Origin of the sequence: Alcanivorax borkumensis SK2, from assembly GCF_000009365.1 — a bacterium.
Classification (GTDB): domain Bacteria; phylum Pseudomonadota; class Gammaproteobacteria; order Pseudomonadales; family Alcanivoracaceae; genus Alcanivorax; species Alcanivorax borkumensis.
Map to the genome: position 1 here is coordinate 321,947 of NC_008260.1, position 15,177 is coordinate 337,123.

Below are 15,177 nucleotides of genomic sequence, written 5' to 3' on the forward strand. Positions count from 1 at the left end.
TCATAACGATTTACCGGCGGGGCGTTTGGGAACCGAGGAGGTGGAGATAGTAGAGAGGAATTACACTGATTCTCAGGGGGGCCTCTACCTTCAGATTTATGCCAATGGAAAGCAGGTTAACCGACAGGGGCTGTCTGGGTTTAGCGGAAAAGAAATGCGTGTCGCATACGTTTGGACGGTGAATGACTGGTTCGATTTCTCTCGATTGGACTCGGGCGCTAAGTTAAGGGTCGATATAACGAACATAAGAGGGTCGAAAACGTTATCTAAATCTATGGTGCTAACGAATGAGGAATCCGAGGCTCTTGTTTTCAACGGTAAATACGATGGCCTGGTTCAGTATTACTATGTGTGCTCAAAATGTAATGCTGATTTGCAAACGAATTATTATTCAGATGCTCAGCGGATTGTCTGGTTTTCTGGAAAGTACAAATTCAAGGCTGACCGTGGATCAGGCCTAGATCGAGTGGCTAGTTGTCTCGGGGAACGATTCAATACTACCGGAAGCAATGGTTACGTTACGTTGATGCGTGCTAACACGCCGGCGGAAGCTGCTAGAGAATGGCCCATGGCTTATCAGGCGTATGGGCGTGTTCAGCCAAATGGACGTATTGATAAGCCGGGTATTGAAGATCTGCAGGCCTGCGCACGCTCGAAAAGGTTACAGGTAACGTTTGAGCAATAGCCCGGTTGCCGACGATGTCGGGCCACCGGGCGGGTACTTACTTTGGTGGCGGCTATTGGTTAGTGAGGTGGCGAATTAGCTCGTCGGTAAACTCGCTAGTGCTGGCGCGGCCCCCTAGATCTGGAGTCACTACTTCACCTTGGCCGACCACATGGCGTACCGTACGGCGCAGTTTCTTTGCCTTGTCGTGTTGCTCCATGTAATCAAGCATCATCGCCCCGGCCAGTAAGATGGCAGTGGGGTTGGCGATGCCTTTGCCGGCGATGTCTGGGGCGCTACCATGCACCGCTTCAAATAGGCCGCCATGTTCCCCGATGTTGGCCCCTGGGGCCACGCCCAACCCACCGATCAGCCCGGCACACAGGTCGGAGAGAATATCGCCAAAAAGATTGGTGGTGACCAGCACGTCGAAACGGTGTGGGTTCATGGCTAGCTGCATGGCGCAGGCGTCCACAATCATTTCTTCGTGTTCCAGGTTTGGGTAATCCTTACGCACCTTGCGTGCCACATCTAGAAATAGCCCAGAGGTGGATTTCATGATGTTTGCTTTATGTACCACCGTGACCTTTTTTCGGCCTTGTTTGGTCGCCGTTTCATAAGCAAAGCGCAGTAAGCGTTCGGACTCAGTACGGGTGATACGGCTACGCAGCTCGGCGGTTTCGCCGTCGTCGCTGACGGTTTGCCCCAAACCAGAATAGATGCCTTCGATATTTTCTCGGATGGTCATGATGTCCACATTGTCATAGCGGGACTTCACGCCGGGAATGGAGAGGGCGGGGCGCACATTGGCGAACAGGTCAAAGGTCTTGCGAAGGGTGACGTTAACGGAAGTAAAGCCGCCGCCCACTGGCGTGGTGATGGGGCCTTTTAGGGCTAGGCGATTGCGACGTAGTATGGTGAGAGTCTCTTCGGGTACCAGTTCCAGCCCTTTATCAAGAGCGGTCTGTCCTGCGATGGCATATTCAAACTTGAGCCCGCAATCCAGTGCGTCCAGAACTCGCACTGTGGAATCCACGATATCCGGCCCGATTCCGTCCCCGGGAATAACGGTTACGGTGTTCTCGTTCATATTGCCTCCTGATTGCGGTTGGTGAGGGTGAAACCGTAGTGTCCGAGTTTGTGCCGGACTGAGGGGTGGTCCCTATTCTGGCACGCTGGCGGGCAAGATGAAGTCCGACCTAAGTCGTGATGCTCGCGGTGTGAGCTCGGCTCTCGTGTTCAGGCTGGCAACAGCGCTGGCGTGGAGATCCTGCGCTGTTGCCCGGGTGGGCGGGCGCAGGAGGTCGCGCTGTATCGTGCTGCGCCGGACCTGATTGTGGTTCGCTATATTAGCACATCAGCGGTCTGCGCGGGGCCGTAGCGGTAATGACGTTGTCTGGGGTTTGATGCGAAGGGACTAGGGGCTCCAGAACGATGCGCCAAGGGCCTGCCGGGTGTGCATAATAGGCGCCTGAATTAATGCAAGTGGGCAGCCCTGATGTGCTGCCATTGAGGGAGAATGCGTGTGGATGCAGTGGTTTCGATCAAGAACCTGCACAAGACTTATCAATCCGGGTTTCAGGCGCTCAAAGGCGTGGATCTGGATATTCGCGCTGGCGAGATCTTTGCCTTGCTGGGGCCCAATGGTGCGGGCAAAACCACGCTGATCAGTATTATTTGCGGTATTGTTAATCCTTCTTCGGGTACGGTGCGGGCCGCAGGCCATGACATCATTTCCGAATTTCGTGCCGCAAGAAGTGCCATTGGGTTGGTGCCTCAGGAAATTTCCACGGATGCCTTCGAAACAGTTTGGGCAACGGTGAGTTTTAGTCGTGGCCTTTTTGGAAAACCGCGCAATGATGCCCATATCGAAAAAGTGTTAAAGGCATTGTCTCTGTGGGACAAGAAAGACAGCAAGATCATCACGTTGTCCGGTGGCATGAAACGTCGGGTGATGATAGCCAAGGCGCTGTCCCATGAACCCAGAATTTTGTTTCTTGATGAGCCCACCGCGGGCGTGGACGTGGAGTTGCGACGTGAAATGTGGGAAATGGTACGTCAGCTTCGTGAGCAAGGAGTCACTATCATCCTGACTACCCACTACATTGAAGAGGCCGAGGAAATGGCCGACCGAGTGGGGATTATCAGCAAGGGTGAAATTATTCTAGTGGATGAAAAATCGCGCCTGATGGAGAAGCTAGGCCGCAAACAGCTGATCGTGCATCTGTCTGAGCCATTGACGGCAGTGCCGGATGTGTTGGCAGGGCAGGAACTGGCGTTGGCCGATGAAGGCTTCTCACTGGTGTATAGCTACGATGCCAACCAGGAAAACACCGGCATTGCCGAACTGCTACGTCACCTGAACGAGCAGGGTATCGATTTCAAAGACCTGCACTCACGACAAAGTTCGCTGGAAGATATTTTTGTGGATCTAGTTCATAACGGTAAGCCTGGCGCTAGCCCGGTTTCGAATGGAGCCACCAGTGAAAAACCCAATGTACCGGGGGATGAAAAATGAATATTCACTCCATTCGCGCGATTTACAAATTCGAGATGGCGCGAACCTGGCGTACTCTGATGCAGAGTGTTGCATCACCAGTGATCTCCACATCGTTGTATTTTGTGGTGTTCGGGTCCGCCATCGGTTCACGTATGGTCGAGATTGATGGTGTTAGTTATGGCGCGTTTATTATTCCTGGGCTGATCATGTTGTCTCTGATGACGCAGAGTATTTCCAACGCGTCTTTTGGTATATACATGCCCACCTTTTCCGGCACCATTTATGAAGTGTTATCTGCTCCTGTGTCCTATGTGGAGATTGTGATCGGCTATGTGGGGGCTGCGGCTACCAAGTCGACGATTCTGGGGTTGCTTATTCTTCTTACCGCTCGATTATTTGTGGATTATGACGTGCAACATCCACTTTTAATGATCAGTTTTCTGTTGCTTACGGCAGTGACGTTCAGTTTGTTTGGCTTTGTTATCGGGGTGTGGGCAGATACGTTTGAGAAGTTGCAGATCATTCCTTTGATGATTATTACACCGCTGACCTTCCTGGGGGGCAGTTTCTATTCCATCGATATGTTGCCGCCGGTCTGGCAGACGGTGACTTTGTTCAATCCGGTTGTCTATTTGATTAGTGGATTCCGTTACAGCTTTTTCGGCGTCGCCGATGTACACATTGGTGTTAGCTTGGGTATGACGTTGTTTTTCCTGACCCTGTGCATGGGGCTGGTGTGGTGGATTTTCAAAACCGGTTATAAATTGAAGAGCTAAGTGAGTGAGTAAGCGCGGTTGCTAGTGGGGGTGCTCGCGCTACCGATTGGCTAGCGGCGCCGTTTGGCGCCAGCCCCGACATTTCTGCGGATTACTACCATGATCGTTCGAGAGCGTCCTAACGCTATTGCCCTATTGCTTGCCCTGCGAGGCTCGGTAGTGCCGGAAATTTTGCCGCATATTGCCTTTGTTGCGTTGTTTTCCGTGGCGGTTGCAGCGCTTAGCCACTATCAGCTGATTGGTTTGCAAAGTCTGACTATCATGCCGGTGACCCTGCTTGGAATCGTTTTGTCGATTCTGCTTGGTTTTCGCAACAATGCCTCTTATGACCGGTGGTGGGAAGCCAGGAAGCAGTGGGGGCAGATGGTTAATGAAATACGCAGCCTGGCTCGGGTTAGCGGTGCGCTGCTAGGGGAAGATGCGCCTGCCCGGCGAGCTATACTGATGAGGGCCCTTGCCTATGCCCACGCCCTGAAAGGGCAGCTACGGGAAGAAAATGTTGGCGAGGATTTGTTGGCCTGGGTGTCGCGTGAAGACTGTGATCTAGCATTGGCAACCGCGAATCCCGCCGATGCCTTTATCGCACAGGCTGGCAGCCTGCTGGGTGAGCAGTATCGTCAGGGCTCGTTGGATAGTATGGGTTTGAGGATGCTTGATGAGCGTTTGGCCGCGCTGAGTAAGGTTCAGGCTGCCAGCGAACGAATTGCGACTACGCCTCTGCCGTTTGCCTATACCTTGTTGGTTCACCGTACAGCCTATGTCTATTGCTACCTGTTGCCTTTCGTATTGACTGGAAGCATGGGATGGGTGTCACCCATTCTCACCGCCGTCGTAGCCTATACCTTCTTCGGTATTGATCGCCTTTCTGAGCACCTAGAAACCCCGTTCGGGCGTGCCCCTAATGACCTGCCGTTGGATGCCTTGTGTCGTATCCATGAGATTTCCGTTGCGGACGCGTTGGGGGATGTTGCACCCGCGCCCTTACCGGTAAAGAACTTTCAGCTCCAGTAAGTCGGGTTAATAGGAAACGAGAACATTTTGGTTTTGGTGTGAAGTCAGCAGTGCAGAACGGCAATTACTCGAGCTCGTTTTGTGTATTGGTGTGGTTTTTCGTAGGCGGAATTCACTGTCTCAATAGTGTGCGGCAGCTCGGTTAGCATCACGGGGCCAGTGCGGTGGTCCGTGCCCTCGCCTTGTAGGGTCGTGATCACTGGGTGTTTTTAGCAAGCTCCAGCCCGCGAGCAAGGCTCGCAGGCCGAGTTTTTCAGTCGATGACGGTGAAGGTCATGCCGGCATTATCCTGTAGTCGTTTCAGTAAGGGCTCGCCAAGCAGAGTGGCTGTTGTCCAGAAGCCGCCGGGGGCGTCTTCTGCCACGTCTTGTGCCAGGCAGGCGGCGGCTTGCCCAAGCAGTTTGGCCGTGGAGCCGTAACCGGGGTCCGCATCGCCGGTGACTTTTACTTTCAGGGTTTCGCTGTTGTCGGTGTGGCCAACAAAACGGATGTCATAGAAGCCGGCTTTTTGTGCTTCTGGGCTGGGCCCCTCGCCGGGTTGCGGCATTACAAATGTGTTTAGCACCCAGCGGGTGGGCTTGACCGCGGCGGCGACAAAGAACAGGCCGGTGCCGACGCCGATACCCAGTGCTTTCATGCGCCCGCCCATGTCATTGCCAGTGAGCATGGCCTCGCTATAGATGAAGTGATCGGAGTAGGCCTTGCCACTCAAGGCGTTGGAGCGATGCACCACGCGGCTGTTAATGGCATCCATCACAAAAGGGCCAACCCAGGCGTTGAAATCGTTATCGTAACTGGCCAGTCCGATGCTGTTCTGGCGGCTCTTGAAGCCGTGGTCCGGAGGGCAGAGCAGGTACGGGTCGGCCAATTTCTTGCGCAGAGCCGGGTCTTTGCCTGCTTCTTCTGCAATATTCATCATGCTAGCGACGGTGCCGCCGGATACACCACCCTTGGCGACCTTTACCCGCATGTGCACAGTGCTGGCGGGGGCGTTAAAGCGCGCTTGAGATTGCTGTTGGAGAAAGTAGACCCCCATGTCAGAGGGAATGGAATCGAATCCGCAGCAGTGCACGATACGTGCGCCATTTTTCTTGGCGGTGGTTTCGTATTTTTCTAGCATTTCCGCTATCCACTGGGCTTCCCCTGTGAGGTCGCAGTAATCAGTACCGCTGTTGACACAGGCCTTGATCATGGGCTCGCCATACAAGGCGTAGGGCCCCACCGTTGAAACCACTACGCGAGTTTGCGCGCAGAGGGCGTCTAGGCTGTCGGCGTCGTTGGCATTGGCGATGATCAAGGGGAGGGTGCTGGCGCCGTCGCCGAGAGAGGCTTTTACTCGTTTCAGCTTGTTCTGCGAGCGTCCGGCGGCTGCCCACTTCAATTCACCATTGGCCCCGTAGGTGTCAAAGAGGTATTGGCAGAGAATCTGGCCAACGAAGCTGGAGGCACCGAAGACCACCACATCAAATTGTGAATCGCTCATGGGGACACCTTAAAGAATCAGCGAAATGGATCAATAACATCAGCGTAACTAGAACGTCTGGCTTTGAGGCTATCCTAAGCCATTGAGGCGCCAATGCGTAACCAGTGAGATCACGCACGGGCAGGGCAGAAGGCTCCATTCAGGCTCTGGCAAGGCCTATTTCGACGGCCATGGGAGCGCGCGTCTTCTGCTGAATTACTGGTGTCGGCGCGGGCCATCCAGTTTGCAAAGGATGTAAGGCCGTATAATGTTCTTTATCCGCAACATTTCTTGAACTTCCTGCTACTACCGCAAGGGCAGGGATCATTTCTCCCAAGCTTTAACACGCTCGATTTGGGTGTGCCGTCCAGGTAAAACCAGTGGCCATTTTCCTTAACAAAACGGGAGTTTTCTTCCAGGACGCTGAGGCCTTGGCGATGTTGGCTGGTCGCGCGGAAATGGACGGTGCCGGTGTCACCATCGGTATCGCAGTGAAGAATCTCCAATGCCAGCCACTGTTCGTCACTATCCAGCGTGAGGGTGGCGGGACGCTGGCTATGGTGCCAGCTGCTGGTCAGGTAGGCGGTATTGTTTAGGGCAAAGGCGCAGAACCGTGAACGCATCAACGCTTGCGGGGATGGTGCGGGTTTGCCCTCATGCAGAGGCTGACAGCATTGGCGGTAATCCAGGCCGGATTGGCATGGGCAGGCGGACATTTTTAGCTCCAGAAAAACAATCAAATAACGCAATCAAATCCTGGCGTAACGGTTGGATGCTTTGGTCGCCCTAGGCGATGTAGCACCAGGGCATTTGTTGCCTCGTTTAGCCGCGCGCCAGCCCGGCGGTGTTGCCAGAGAAGTGTAGAGAGCCTTCTGCCATGGCCTCCTCGGGCGTTATACTGCCCGCTCAGAATGACAGCCAGCCGGGGAAACCATGAAAGACGTGCGCGAAGAATATCACGCTGACGGCCTGATCGAAGCCACCCTCCATGATGATCCGCTGGAGCAGGCCCGTCGTTGGGTAGATGAAGCGATTGAAGCTGAATTGCCGCTGCCCAATGCCATCACGCTTGCCACGGTGAGCGCCAATGGCCAGCCTTCTTCGCGAGTGGTCCTGCTCAAGGGAATCGAGAATCAGGGGTTTACCTTTTTTACCCACTACGACAGCCGCAAGGGTGAAGAGATCGCGGCCAACCCCAAGGTGTCCTTCACCATGTTCTGGCAGCCATTTGATCGCCAAATGATAGTGATTGGCGAGGCGCAAAAAGTGGATCAGGAAGAATCAGACAGTTACTTCGCCTCCCGCCCCTATGCCAGCCAGGTGAGTGCAGCCATTTCCCCCCAGAGCCGACCCGCTAGCCGGGAATGGTTGGAGGCAGAGGTGTCGAGGCTGGAGCAGGAATTTCCTTCGGCGCCGGTGCCTCGCCCGGAGCAGTGGGGGGGCTACCGGATCATCCCCACCGAGATCCAGTTTTGGCATGGCCGCCCCAGTCGTTTGCATGACCGTTTTCGGTACGTGAAGCAAGGAGATGGCTGCTGGCAGCGTGAACGCCTTGCGCCATAAGCTTGTGCTCACAACGCCACTACACATCGTTGGCGGACGGCTAATGAGCTGAAATACGTGATAGCTTCTTCTGCTTTGCGAGGCTTTTCCGGTGCCATAAAAAAAGCGCAAGCCAAAGATAGCAAGAATATGGTGCTATCAATGGCTTGCGCCTTCTTTGTTTGGTGGGCCGGCGGGAATCGAACCCGCTTCTCGAACTGGTCAATCTGACACTAATTTACACTTTCTCATATAAATCAGTTGGTTATGATTTGGTCGGTGAGCTTTCTGGCACATAAAAGCACTGCTAAATGGACAAAATGTGGTCACTTTGAGGGCTTTGAGGCAGCCAGTTTAGCCCGGTTGCAAGCATCGAGGGACGTAGCGAAGTAGATGTGCTTTTGCTCGTATGGAAGCCATATCGAAACGATGCCAGCTTTCTCAAGATATAAATCGACCCTAGCATCTTTATTGGCCTCAAGAAGCATCTGAGGGGGAGAACTCATGCAATTTGCAGAGCCCGGTATTGCTATCAAGTATCCACCAATGTTGGCTTGCATGAACGGTGGAGCAAATCAGTGTGACAATCAATGAAATACATTTCATAGTTTTTTTCTATGTCAGGGCGGGTGAAGATCCAGACGCTCTAGTTTCGCATGCGAAATCTAAAGCATTTCTTTGCCGATGGGAGGTGAGTGAATCCACATTTCTGTAGATTGATCATTCTTCTGAAGATTGAGGGCAGGTTGAGAGAATTTCGGCTAATAGTTCTTAGCGCTTTTCGTAGAGCATTGATTGCTTCGGGAATTAAGCTGCCAAAAGGACAGTCTGAGCATGTTTTGCGTAAGCCATTTCGCAATGAATGGTGGAAATATTCTAACGCTGCAAAGAATTCTGGGGCATGCCTCGATCAATATGACCATGAGATATGCCCACCTGTCGCCTGATCACCTGCAGGATGCTGTGAGGCTAAATCCTCTCTCAACTGTCAGTTAAGGTGGGTCTTAACTTGTTTGCTATGGCGTGGCTTCTTTCTATGATTTGGTCTAGAAGGCTTTCTTCAAAGCCGATAAGTTCCATGAATTTTATTTGAAGTATGGCCTCAATCTTCAGACAAACAGCATATAGTTTCGGTCCATCCAATAATTTATTTTCTAATGCTCTATCGTAGTGGGTTAGATAGTTTCTGTTGTCTTTTATCATTTTTATCAGGGTTTCGACGTTTTCATTGCCGCCAAAGTATTTTGAGTGTGGGTCTATTACTCTTTCTAGTCGCTCTTTTAGGCTTAGTTCGTTCCCATGAATCAGCATCGGGCTTAGCCGACCTCTAAAAGCCTCTGGGCAGCCTGTGATTATCTGTCGCCGTATATCTTTGAATGCGGCCTCATCCATAAACTTTTCATTAGATGTGTTTCTGTGGAGTGTCTCGATTGCTTGAGCAAGAGCAAGGAACCTTCCGTTTAGAAATCGGTAAGCTCCGGATTTTTGGCTGAAATAGAGGTTCAGTGTTGGTGTTATGACTTCATAGTAACGAAGCCATTCCGTTAGGTTTTTTTCTAGTGTTTCTTTGACTAGGCGAAGATGGAACAGCATGCTCGGAGCAAGAATTGACGGTGATTCTGTGCCGGGGTCATAGGCTCCATGGTAGAAAATCTTTATCGGTTTTAGAGTTTCTCTATTGTTGGCATGTTGGATTATATATTTCTCATGTGTTCCGTTTATCTGAAGTAGGTGTGTTGTCTCGTCCATTGCGAAGCTGAAAAAGTTTTGGATGCGATGAATGAGACGAATTGCCTCTTCTATATTTGTGGCTTCTTCAAAGGAGAGTCGGAGTGAGGTTGTTGACTTTAATGTTCGAGTTCCAGGAGATCCAGAAGAAGAATAGTCGTAGATAATATGAAGTGATACTCCCTCACCAATGCGCAGATCAATGTTTTCTGGCTTCTTATACGTAATTGAAATTTCATTTCGATCTTCGCTTCGGCTTTGCGACAGCGATGTTTGCCTTGCCCATTCATTCAGTCCATCAAATGAGAAGTCGACGCTATCGAATAGTGGTGGTTCTTTTTCACTGATGAGGGCACCTAGATAGGCGTTTCTAGCTGAGAGGGTAGTCCCTCCCAGAGTTGAGAGTGTTTGGTTGGTATATATACAGTCATCAACTGTTACATCCCCAAACTCTTGGACATGGCCATGTATGCGCGCCTCCCCGTCATGGTTTCCAGCCAAAATTTGCGCTAGCTGTGTGGGCGAGTTCCTGAAGTGTCCAATGGTCTCAATTTCGACTTTGCCGCCGTTCGAAATGGTAATTTCCCCAGGGATTTTGTGATCTGGGGTGGAGGGGAGCCAGAAAAAGCCTGATTTTGAAATAGGGTTTGTGATTCTCATGCCCCAAGGCTTCCATGCTTTGTGGGTGGACAAGATTCGGACACTTGTCAGTGCGTTTTCTTTGAAAGATAAAGAATAAGCCATGTATTTCAATGGCTTATTCTTTATTGTTTGGTGGAGCCGGCGGGAATCGAACCCGCGTCCGTCAGCAATCCATCTGCAGATCTACATGCTTAGCCATGTTTATTGATTTAAGCCTTCACAGCCCAACTGGCAGGACGTGAAAGCCGGGCCCCTAAGAGTTTTAACAGCGCCATCCGGGGCGGACTTTGCTGCGAGCCTGTGTTGCGATGCTCGCCGCTCTTCCCCACAGGCAGGGTCGATTGGCGATAAGCAGGGTTTAAGCTGCTAGTGCGTAAGAATCGTCGTTTGCGATTGCTTTAATATGCCACAAATGATTTACGAGACTCGTGACCTTCTCGGCATGCACCACAGAATTCAGTACCGGCGTCGAATCCAGGTCGGCCCCTGTGATGGGTTCATTCTAAGGGATGGGGGCAGGGAAGTCGATTTTCAATGTTAGGGAGAGTATTGAGAGAGAGGGCGGGGATGCGGCCCCTGGTTTTGTGGCTTGCAATATGATGGCCGCGCGGGTTGTGCTTTAAATTGTGAAAAGTGTTACCTCTCTACACGATTTTTGTCTAACAGTCCTACAGTGCGGGCTTGTTCTACCATTCTTCGGGCGCATTATAGCGGTGTCACCACTAATTGTTACATCGTTCGGTGGTGGGGTTGGGCAAAAGATGAACGGGAAGCTATGAGCGCCCAAAACATCTGGCTCAAAAATTGTGTACCACACAATGGCTTTACAGCGAGCCTTGAGATTGAGATTTCAAGAAGGCCGCTGATCAAAGCGTTGTCGTTCATTGAAGGAGAAGGATGATGAACACGATCTTTCGGTCAGCAGGGCAAGTTTCCGAGAAGGCACTGTCGCCTTTGAAGGCTCAGCCGCTGCTTTACAGGGCTTTGCAGCTGATATTTGCGCTGGTTGCGTATGCAGCGGGCATTTATTTGGTGGATATGGCGACCCCGGAAGTACGGATTCCTGTGATTCTGTTCGCTGTCTACTTCATGCCTGCGGTGCTGCGCGCTTGGCTGCAATTTTACTGGCAGTTACGTGGCGATAGCCGTGCGCAGGATGTGGACACCCATCACACGGCGTAATGACCCAGTTTCAGACAGTGCCCAGCGAGCAGAGGTAGCGCCTTAACCGCGTTATCTCTGCCGCAGTACGCGCTGTTTCTGACGGTTCCAGTCGCGCTCTTTCTCTGTGGCGCGCTTGTCAAATTTCTGCTTGCCCTTGGCCAATGCGATGTCGCATTTGGCGAATCCTTTCTTCCAATATAGGCTCACCGGTACGCAGGTGAAGCCGTCTTTCTGTACCCCCCCAAATACTCGGCCTAGCTCACGACGATGCAGTAGCAATTTGCGTGTGCGTGTCGGATCAGGGTTGACGTGGGTGCTGGCGGTGTTGAGTGGCTCGAAGCGGGCACCGAACAGAAAAGCTTCGCCGTTTTTTAGCAAGACATAGGCTTCTGTAAGATTGCCTTTGCCGGCACGCAGAGATTTCACCTCCCAGCCTTCCAGTACTAGGCCGGCTTCGAAGTGCTCTTCCAGATGATATTCGTGGCGTGCCTTGCGGTTTTGCGCAATGGTGGCCGACGGTGCTTTGGCTTTTTTGTTGGCTTTTCCCATAGGGCGGCAATTATAGAGCAAGGGGTGACTGGCTGATAGCGGTTTGTCTGTCGGGGGCTGGTGTCGGGTAGGTGACTATGTACCAATGTTTACGATGTTACTGGCTGTCACTTGAGCCGCCCTGCCAAAAAAAAGACAATACCGCCACGCGAATAAGAGTAATGGTGTTATGAAGCAAGAAAACAAGTCGGTCCATGGAGTGTGGGGCAGCCGTTGGGTCTTTATTTTGGCGGCAACTGGGTCGGCAGTGGGGTTGGGTAATATTTGGCGCTTTCCGTATATCACCGGGGAAAACGGTGGCGGGGCCTTTGTGTTGTTGTATCTATTGTGTATTGCGGTGGTGGGGATTCCCATTATGACCGCAGAAGTCATGCTAGGTCGCAAAGGCGGTTTGAGTCCGATCAACACCATGCGCAAGCTTGCCAGTGAGAGCAAAGTCACCCAGCGTTGGGCTGGCATTGGGATACTGGGCGCGCTGTCGGCATTCCTGATTCTGTCGTTTTATTCTGCGGTGGCCAGCTGGGCATTATATTACACTTGGGAAGCGGCCCGTGGGGCGTTTGACGGCATTACGGCCACCCAGTCCGAGGCGCATTTTGACACCATGTTGGCCAACCCTTGGTTGATGCTAGGTTTCCATTCGTTGTTCATGCTGCTCACTATGGTGGTGGTTGCTCGTGGCGTGAAAGGTGGGCTGGAAAAAGCCGTACAGGTGCTGATGCCGCTGTTGTTCGTGCTGCTGCTGGTGCTGGTGGGTTACGCGACGACGACGCCTGGCTTTAGCGACGCCATGAATTTCCTGTTTGCGTTTGATTTCTCCAAGCTCACTGGCAAAGCGGTACTGGTGGCGGTTGGGCAGGCATTCTTTACGCTGAGCCTGGGCATGGGCGCGATCATGGCCTATGGGGCTTATATGCCGCGCGAGGTGACCGACCAGAAGACGGGCAAAAAGAAGCCGATATCAATTCTTTCTACGGTGGCCATCGTTGCCATACTGGATACTCTGGTGGCACTGGGTGCTGGCATGGCCATGTTCCCGTTGTTGTTTTCTGGCGGGTTGGAAGTGGGCCAGGGGCCGGGAATGATGTTTGTTACTCTGCCTCTGGCGTTCGGGAATATTCCCGGTGGCGTGTTGTTCGGTTCTTTGTTCTTCCTGTTGGTAGTGTGCGCGGCGTGGAGCTCGTCCATTAGCTTGGGTGAGCCGGTGGTGGCCTGGTTGGTGGAAAAAGGTCTGACCCGGGTGAAAGCCGCCATCCTGGTCGGTTTGGGCGCTTGGCTATTGGGTGTCGGTTCGGTGCTGTCGTTCAATGTGTGGGAGGATAATACCTTCCTGGCTGGCACTTTCTTCGACAACATGGAATTTCTGTCCACCACGGTGATGTTGCCGCTGGGTGGCTTGTTAATCGCTATCTTTGCCGGCTGGGTGATGAAGGAAACCCAGGCGCGTAAGGAATTGGGCATCAAGAACTTCAAGTTGTATCTGGTGTGGCGTGCGCTGGTGCGGATTTTCTCTCCGGCGGCAGTGATAGCCTTATTTGTGTATTCCATCTGGAGTGCGGTGGCGCCCGCTGATGAGGTTGGGTCTGTGCAACGGGCGTTGCCCGCAGAGATGACGGAGCCTGATGCTCAGGTGTTCGAGATGCATGGTGCCGCCGAAGCCGATACTCCGACCCCGGCTCCGGTGACGGAACCGATTGAGCCCGGTGACGTGGATGGGGTGCCTTCTGCCCCGGCTGAGCAGGTGCCTGTACGGTGAGCGAAACAATGATTCATGTGGAGGTGGTCTACGCGTTACCGCAAAAGCAGCGGCTGATAGGTCTTGATGTGCCTGATGGTACCTCTATGCTGGACGCCGCTAAGCTGTCGGGTATCGGCGAGCAATTTGCCGATCTCGATCTAGATAAGGCGCCCATGGGGGTGTTCGGTAAAGTGGTGGCAAACCCGGCTGGGCATATATTGAAGCCTGGCGAGCGGGTGGAAATCTACCGTCCGCTGACGGCCGACCCCAAACTTAACCGTAAGAGGCGCGCAAAAGAAAAGGCATCAGCAGGTAAAGCATCGAACTAAGCGTGAGGGGGCAGCGCAAGACCGAAGGCTATTGAGCGTCATTCCTGCGGTCTGCGGCTTTACGTTGTAATTCGATGTCGCTGCGACCGGAGGTTTTGGACTTGATGTCTTCTATAACCTCGCCCTCATAGCGCCTGTAAGCGCCATCCTCAAAGTAAACAGCGATGTTCTGGCTAACCTTGTCACCTTTGCCGGGCCGATAGGTCATTGGGTAGAGCCACAGATCCGGAGTGAACGGGTCCACCAAGGTGGGTGCGCCGAGGACGTAGCGTACTTGCTCCGGAGTCATGCCCGGCTGCAGCTCGCTGAGCATATCTTCGGTGACAAAGTTACCTTGCGGAATATCAATTCTGTAGACGCCAGGAAAGCGCAGCGTGCTGCATCCGGCAGAGGCTAGAAGTGATACTAGTAATAGTGTAACTAGAATGCGGGACATGATTTTCGACTTCGCTAAGTGTTCGGGCGATAATACAGACTTGGGAACCTATGACAAACTCCGGTCTGACGATAGGGTCATATTTTATTGACAGCTCGCGGCGCGATGAGTTCGCCTTGGTACTCTTGGTGGTACAAATTTCCCGCCTTTTTCAAAACCGCCATTGATTGGCAGATGGAGCATACGCATTGGATAATCAGGATCTTAGAAAAGCGGGCCTTAAAGTGACCCTGCCGCGGGTGAAAATCCTTCAGCAGCTGGAGAAGTCCGCAGAGCGCCACTTGAGCGCGGAAGATATCTACAAGTCGTTGATGGATTCCGGCGAAGACGTGGGCTTGGCGACGGTATATCGCGTGCTGACGCAGTTCGAGCAGGCTGGCATGGTGTTGCGCCACAACTTTGAAGGTGGCTCTGCTGTATTCGAGCTGGCTGATGAAGAGCACCATGATCATATGGTGTGCATGGAAACCGGCGCGGTGGTCGAATTTATGGATGACGTGATTGAGTCGCGCCAGCATGCTATTGCCGAGGAGTATGGTTACGAGATTGTGGATCACTCACTGGTGCTGTACGTCAAACCCAAGAAGTAGGCGACACGTAGGCGCTTTAGGGTGGAGGTTTGGCGTGGCGTGTAGG

General features: G+C 52.7%; 15 protein-coding genes, 1 other RNA gene and 1 pseudogene. 10 read left to right on the forward strand and 7 right to left on the reverse strand.

The window, feature by feature from the left end; all coding sequences use genetic code 11:
• Positions 1–154: 154 nt before the first annotated feature.
• Positions 155–685, forward strand: a complete 531-nt coding sequence (locus tag ABO_RS01500; protein ID WP_148201415.1) for a hypothetical protein — start codon at positions 155–157, stop codon at positions 683–685.
• A gap of 52 nt (positions 686–737) precedes the next feature.
• On the opposite strand, the gene ABO_RS01505 is transcribed toward ABO_RS01500, so the two are convergent.
• The gene (locus ABO_RS01505; protein ID WP_011587592.1) at positions 738–1,754 is read right to left on the reverse strand and encodes an isocitrate dehydrogenase; all 1,017 of its coding nucleotides are present in this window, start codon (positions 1,752–1,754) and stop codon (positions 738–740) included.
• Positions 1,755–2,183: 429 nt separating this feature from the next.
• Between ABO_RS01505 and ABO_RS01510 the strand changes: the two genes are divergently transcribed.
• The 3 genes from ABO_RS01510 to ABO_RS01520 all read left to right on the forward strand — a co-directional run bounded on the left by ABO_RS01510 (position 2,184) and on the right by ABO_RS01520 (position 4,951).
• Positions 2,184–3,182: an ABC transporter ATP-binding protein gene (locus ABO_RS01510; RefSeq protein WP_011587593.1), complete on the forward strand. Its 999-nt coding sequence runs from the start codon at positions 2,184–2,186 to the stop codon at positions 3,180–3,182.
• A complete protein-coding gene (locus tag ABO_RS01515; RefSeq protein ID WP_011587594.1) occupies positions 3,179–3,940 on the forward strand; it encodes an ABC transporter permease in 762 nt (253 codons plus the stop codon). The genes ABO_RS01510 and ABO_RS01515 overlap by 4 nt, the downstream gene beginning before the upstream one ends.
• Positions 3,941–4,039: 99 nt before the next feature.
• On the forward strand, positions 4,040–4,951 hold the full coding sequence (locus tag ABO_RS01520; RefSeq protein WP_041704716.1) for a bestrophin family protein: 912 nt from the start codon (positions 4,040–4,042) through the stop codon (positions 4,949–4,951).
• A 253-nt stretch (positions 4,952–5,204) separates the two neighbouring features.
• Here the strand turns inward: ABO_RS01520 and ABO_RS01525 are convergent, their stop codons facing one another.
• On the reverse strand, positions 5,205–6,434 hold the full coding sequence (locus ABO_RS01525) for a saccharopine dehydrogenase family protein (RefSeq protein ID WP_011587596.1): 1,230 nt from the start codon (positions 6,432–6,434) through the stop codon (positions 5,205–5,207).
• Positions 6,435–6,688: 254 nt separating this feature from the next.
• Positions 6,689–7,129 (reverse strand): YchJ family protein, encoded by a 441-nt coding sequence (locus ABO_RS01530; RefSeq protein ID WP_011587597.1) that lies wholly within the window; start codon positions 7,127–7,129, stop codon positions 6,689–6,691.
• Positions 7,130–7,346: 217 nt separating this feature from the next.
• On the opposite strand from ABO_RS01530, the gene pdxH reads away from it, so the two are divergent.
• On the forward strand, positions 7,347–7,976 hold the full coding sequence (pdxH, locus tag ABO_RS01535) for a pyridoxamine 5'-phosphate oxidase (RefSeq protein WP_011587598.1): 630 nt from the start codon (positions 7,347–7,349) through the stop codon (positions 7,974–7,976).
• A gap of 755 nt (positions 7,977–8,731) precedes the next feature.
• A pseudogene (locus ABO_RS14520) lies at positions 8,732–8,951 on the forward strand (tyrosine-type recombinase/integrase); the annotation flags it as partial.
• On the opposite strand, the gene ABO_RS01540 reads toward ABO_RS14520, so the two are convergent.
• Entirely contained in the window at positions 8,937–10,343 is a 1,407-nt protein-coding gene (locus tag ABO_RS01540; RefSeq protein ID WP_041704720.1) for a HEPN domain-containing protein, read from the reverse strand. The pseudogene ABO_RS14520 and the gene ABO_RS01540 overlap by 15 nt on opposite strands.
• 112 nt (positions 10,344–10,455) lie before the next feature.
• Positions 10,456–10,812: a transfer-messenger RNA gene (gene ssrA / locus ABO_RS14190) on the reverse strand.
• A gap of 410 nt (positions 10,813–11,222) precedes the next feature.
• On the opposite strand from ssrA, the gene ABO_RS01545 reads away from it, so the two are divergent.
• Positions 11,223–11,507: a hypothetical protein gene (locus ABO_RS01545; protein WP_011587600.1), complete on the forward strand. Its 285-nt coding sequence runs from the start codon at positions 11,223–11,225 to the stop codon at positions 11,505–11,507.
• Between the two features lie 51 nt (positions 11,508–11,558).
• On the opposite strand, the gene smpB is transcribed toward ABO_RS01545, so the two are convergent.
• Positions 11,559–12,038 (reverse strand): SsrA-binding protein SmpB, encoded by a 480-nt coding sequence (gene smpB / locus ABO_RS01550; RefSeq protein WP_035459423.1) that lies wholly within the window; start codon positions 12,036–12,038, stop codon positions 11,559–11,561.
• A 169-nt stretch (positions 12,039–12,207) separates the two neighbouring features.
• Between smpB and ABO_RS01555 the strand changes: the two genes are divergently transcribed.
• The gene (locus ABO_RS01555) at positions 12,208–13,794 is read left to right on the forward strand and encodes a sodium-dependent transporter (protein WP_011587602.1); all 1,587 of its coding nucleotides are present in this window, start codon (positions 12,208–12,210) and stop codon (positions 13,792–13,794) included.
• Positions 13,791–14,105, forward strand: coding sequence for an RnfH family protein (locus ABO_RS01560; protein WP_011587603.1), 315 nt, complete (start codon positions 13,791–13,793; stop codon positions 14,103–14,105). The genes ABO_RS01555 and ABO_RS01560 overlap by 4 nt, the downstream gene beginning before the upstream one ends.
• A 28-nt stretch (positions 14,106–14,133) precedes the next feature.
• Here ABO_RS01560 and ABO_RS01565 read toward each other — a convergent pair whose 3' ends face one another.
• Entirely contained in the window at positions 14,134–14,541 is a 408-nt protein-coding gene (locus ABO_RS01565) for an outer membrane protein assembly factor BamE (RefSeq protein ID WP_011587604.1), read from the reverse strand.
• A 188-nt stretch (positions 14,542–14,729) separates the two neighbouring features.
• Here ABO_RS01565 and fur point away from each other — a divergent pair, with 188 nt between their 5' ends.
• Entirely contained in the window at positions 14,730–15,131 is a 402-nt protein-coding gene (gene fur, locus ABO_RS01570; protein WP_011587605.1) for a ferric iron uptake transcriptional regulator, read from the forward strand.
• The last annotated feature ends 46 nt before the right edge of the window (positions 15,132–15,177 follow it).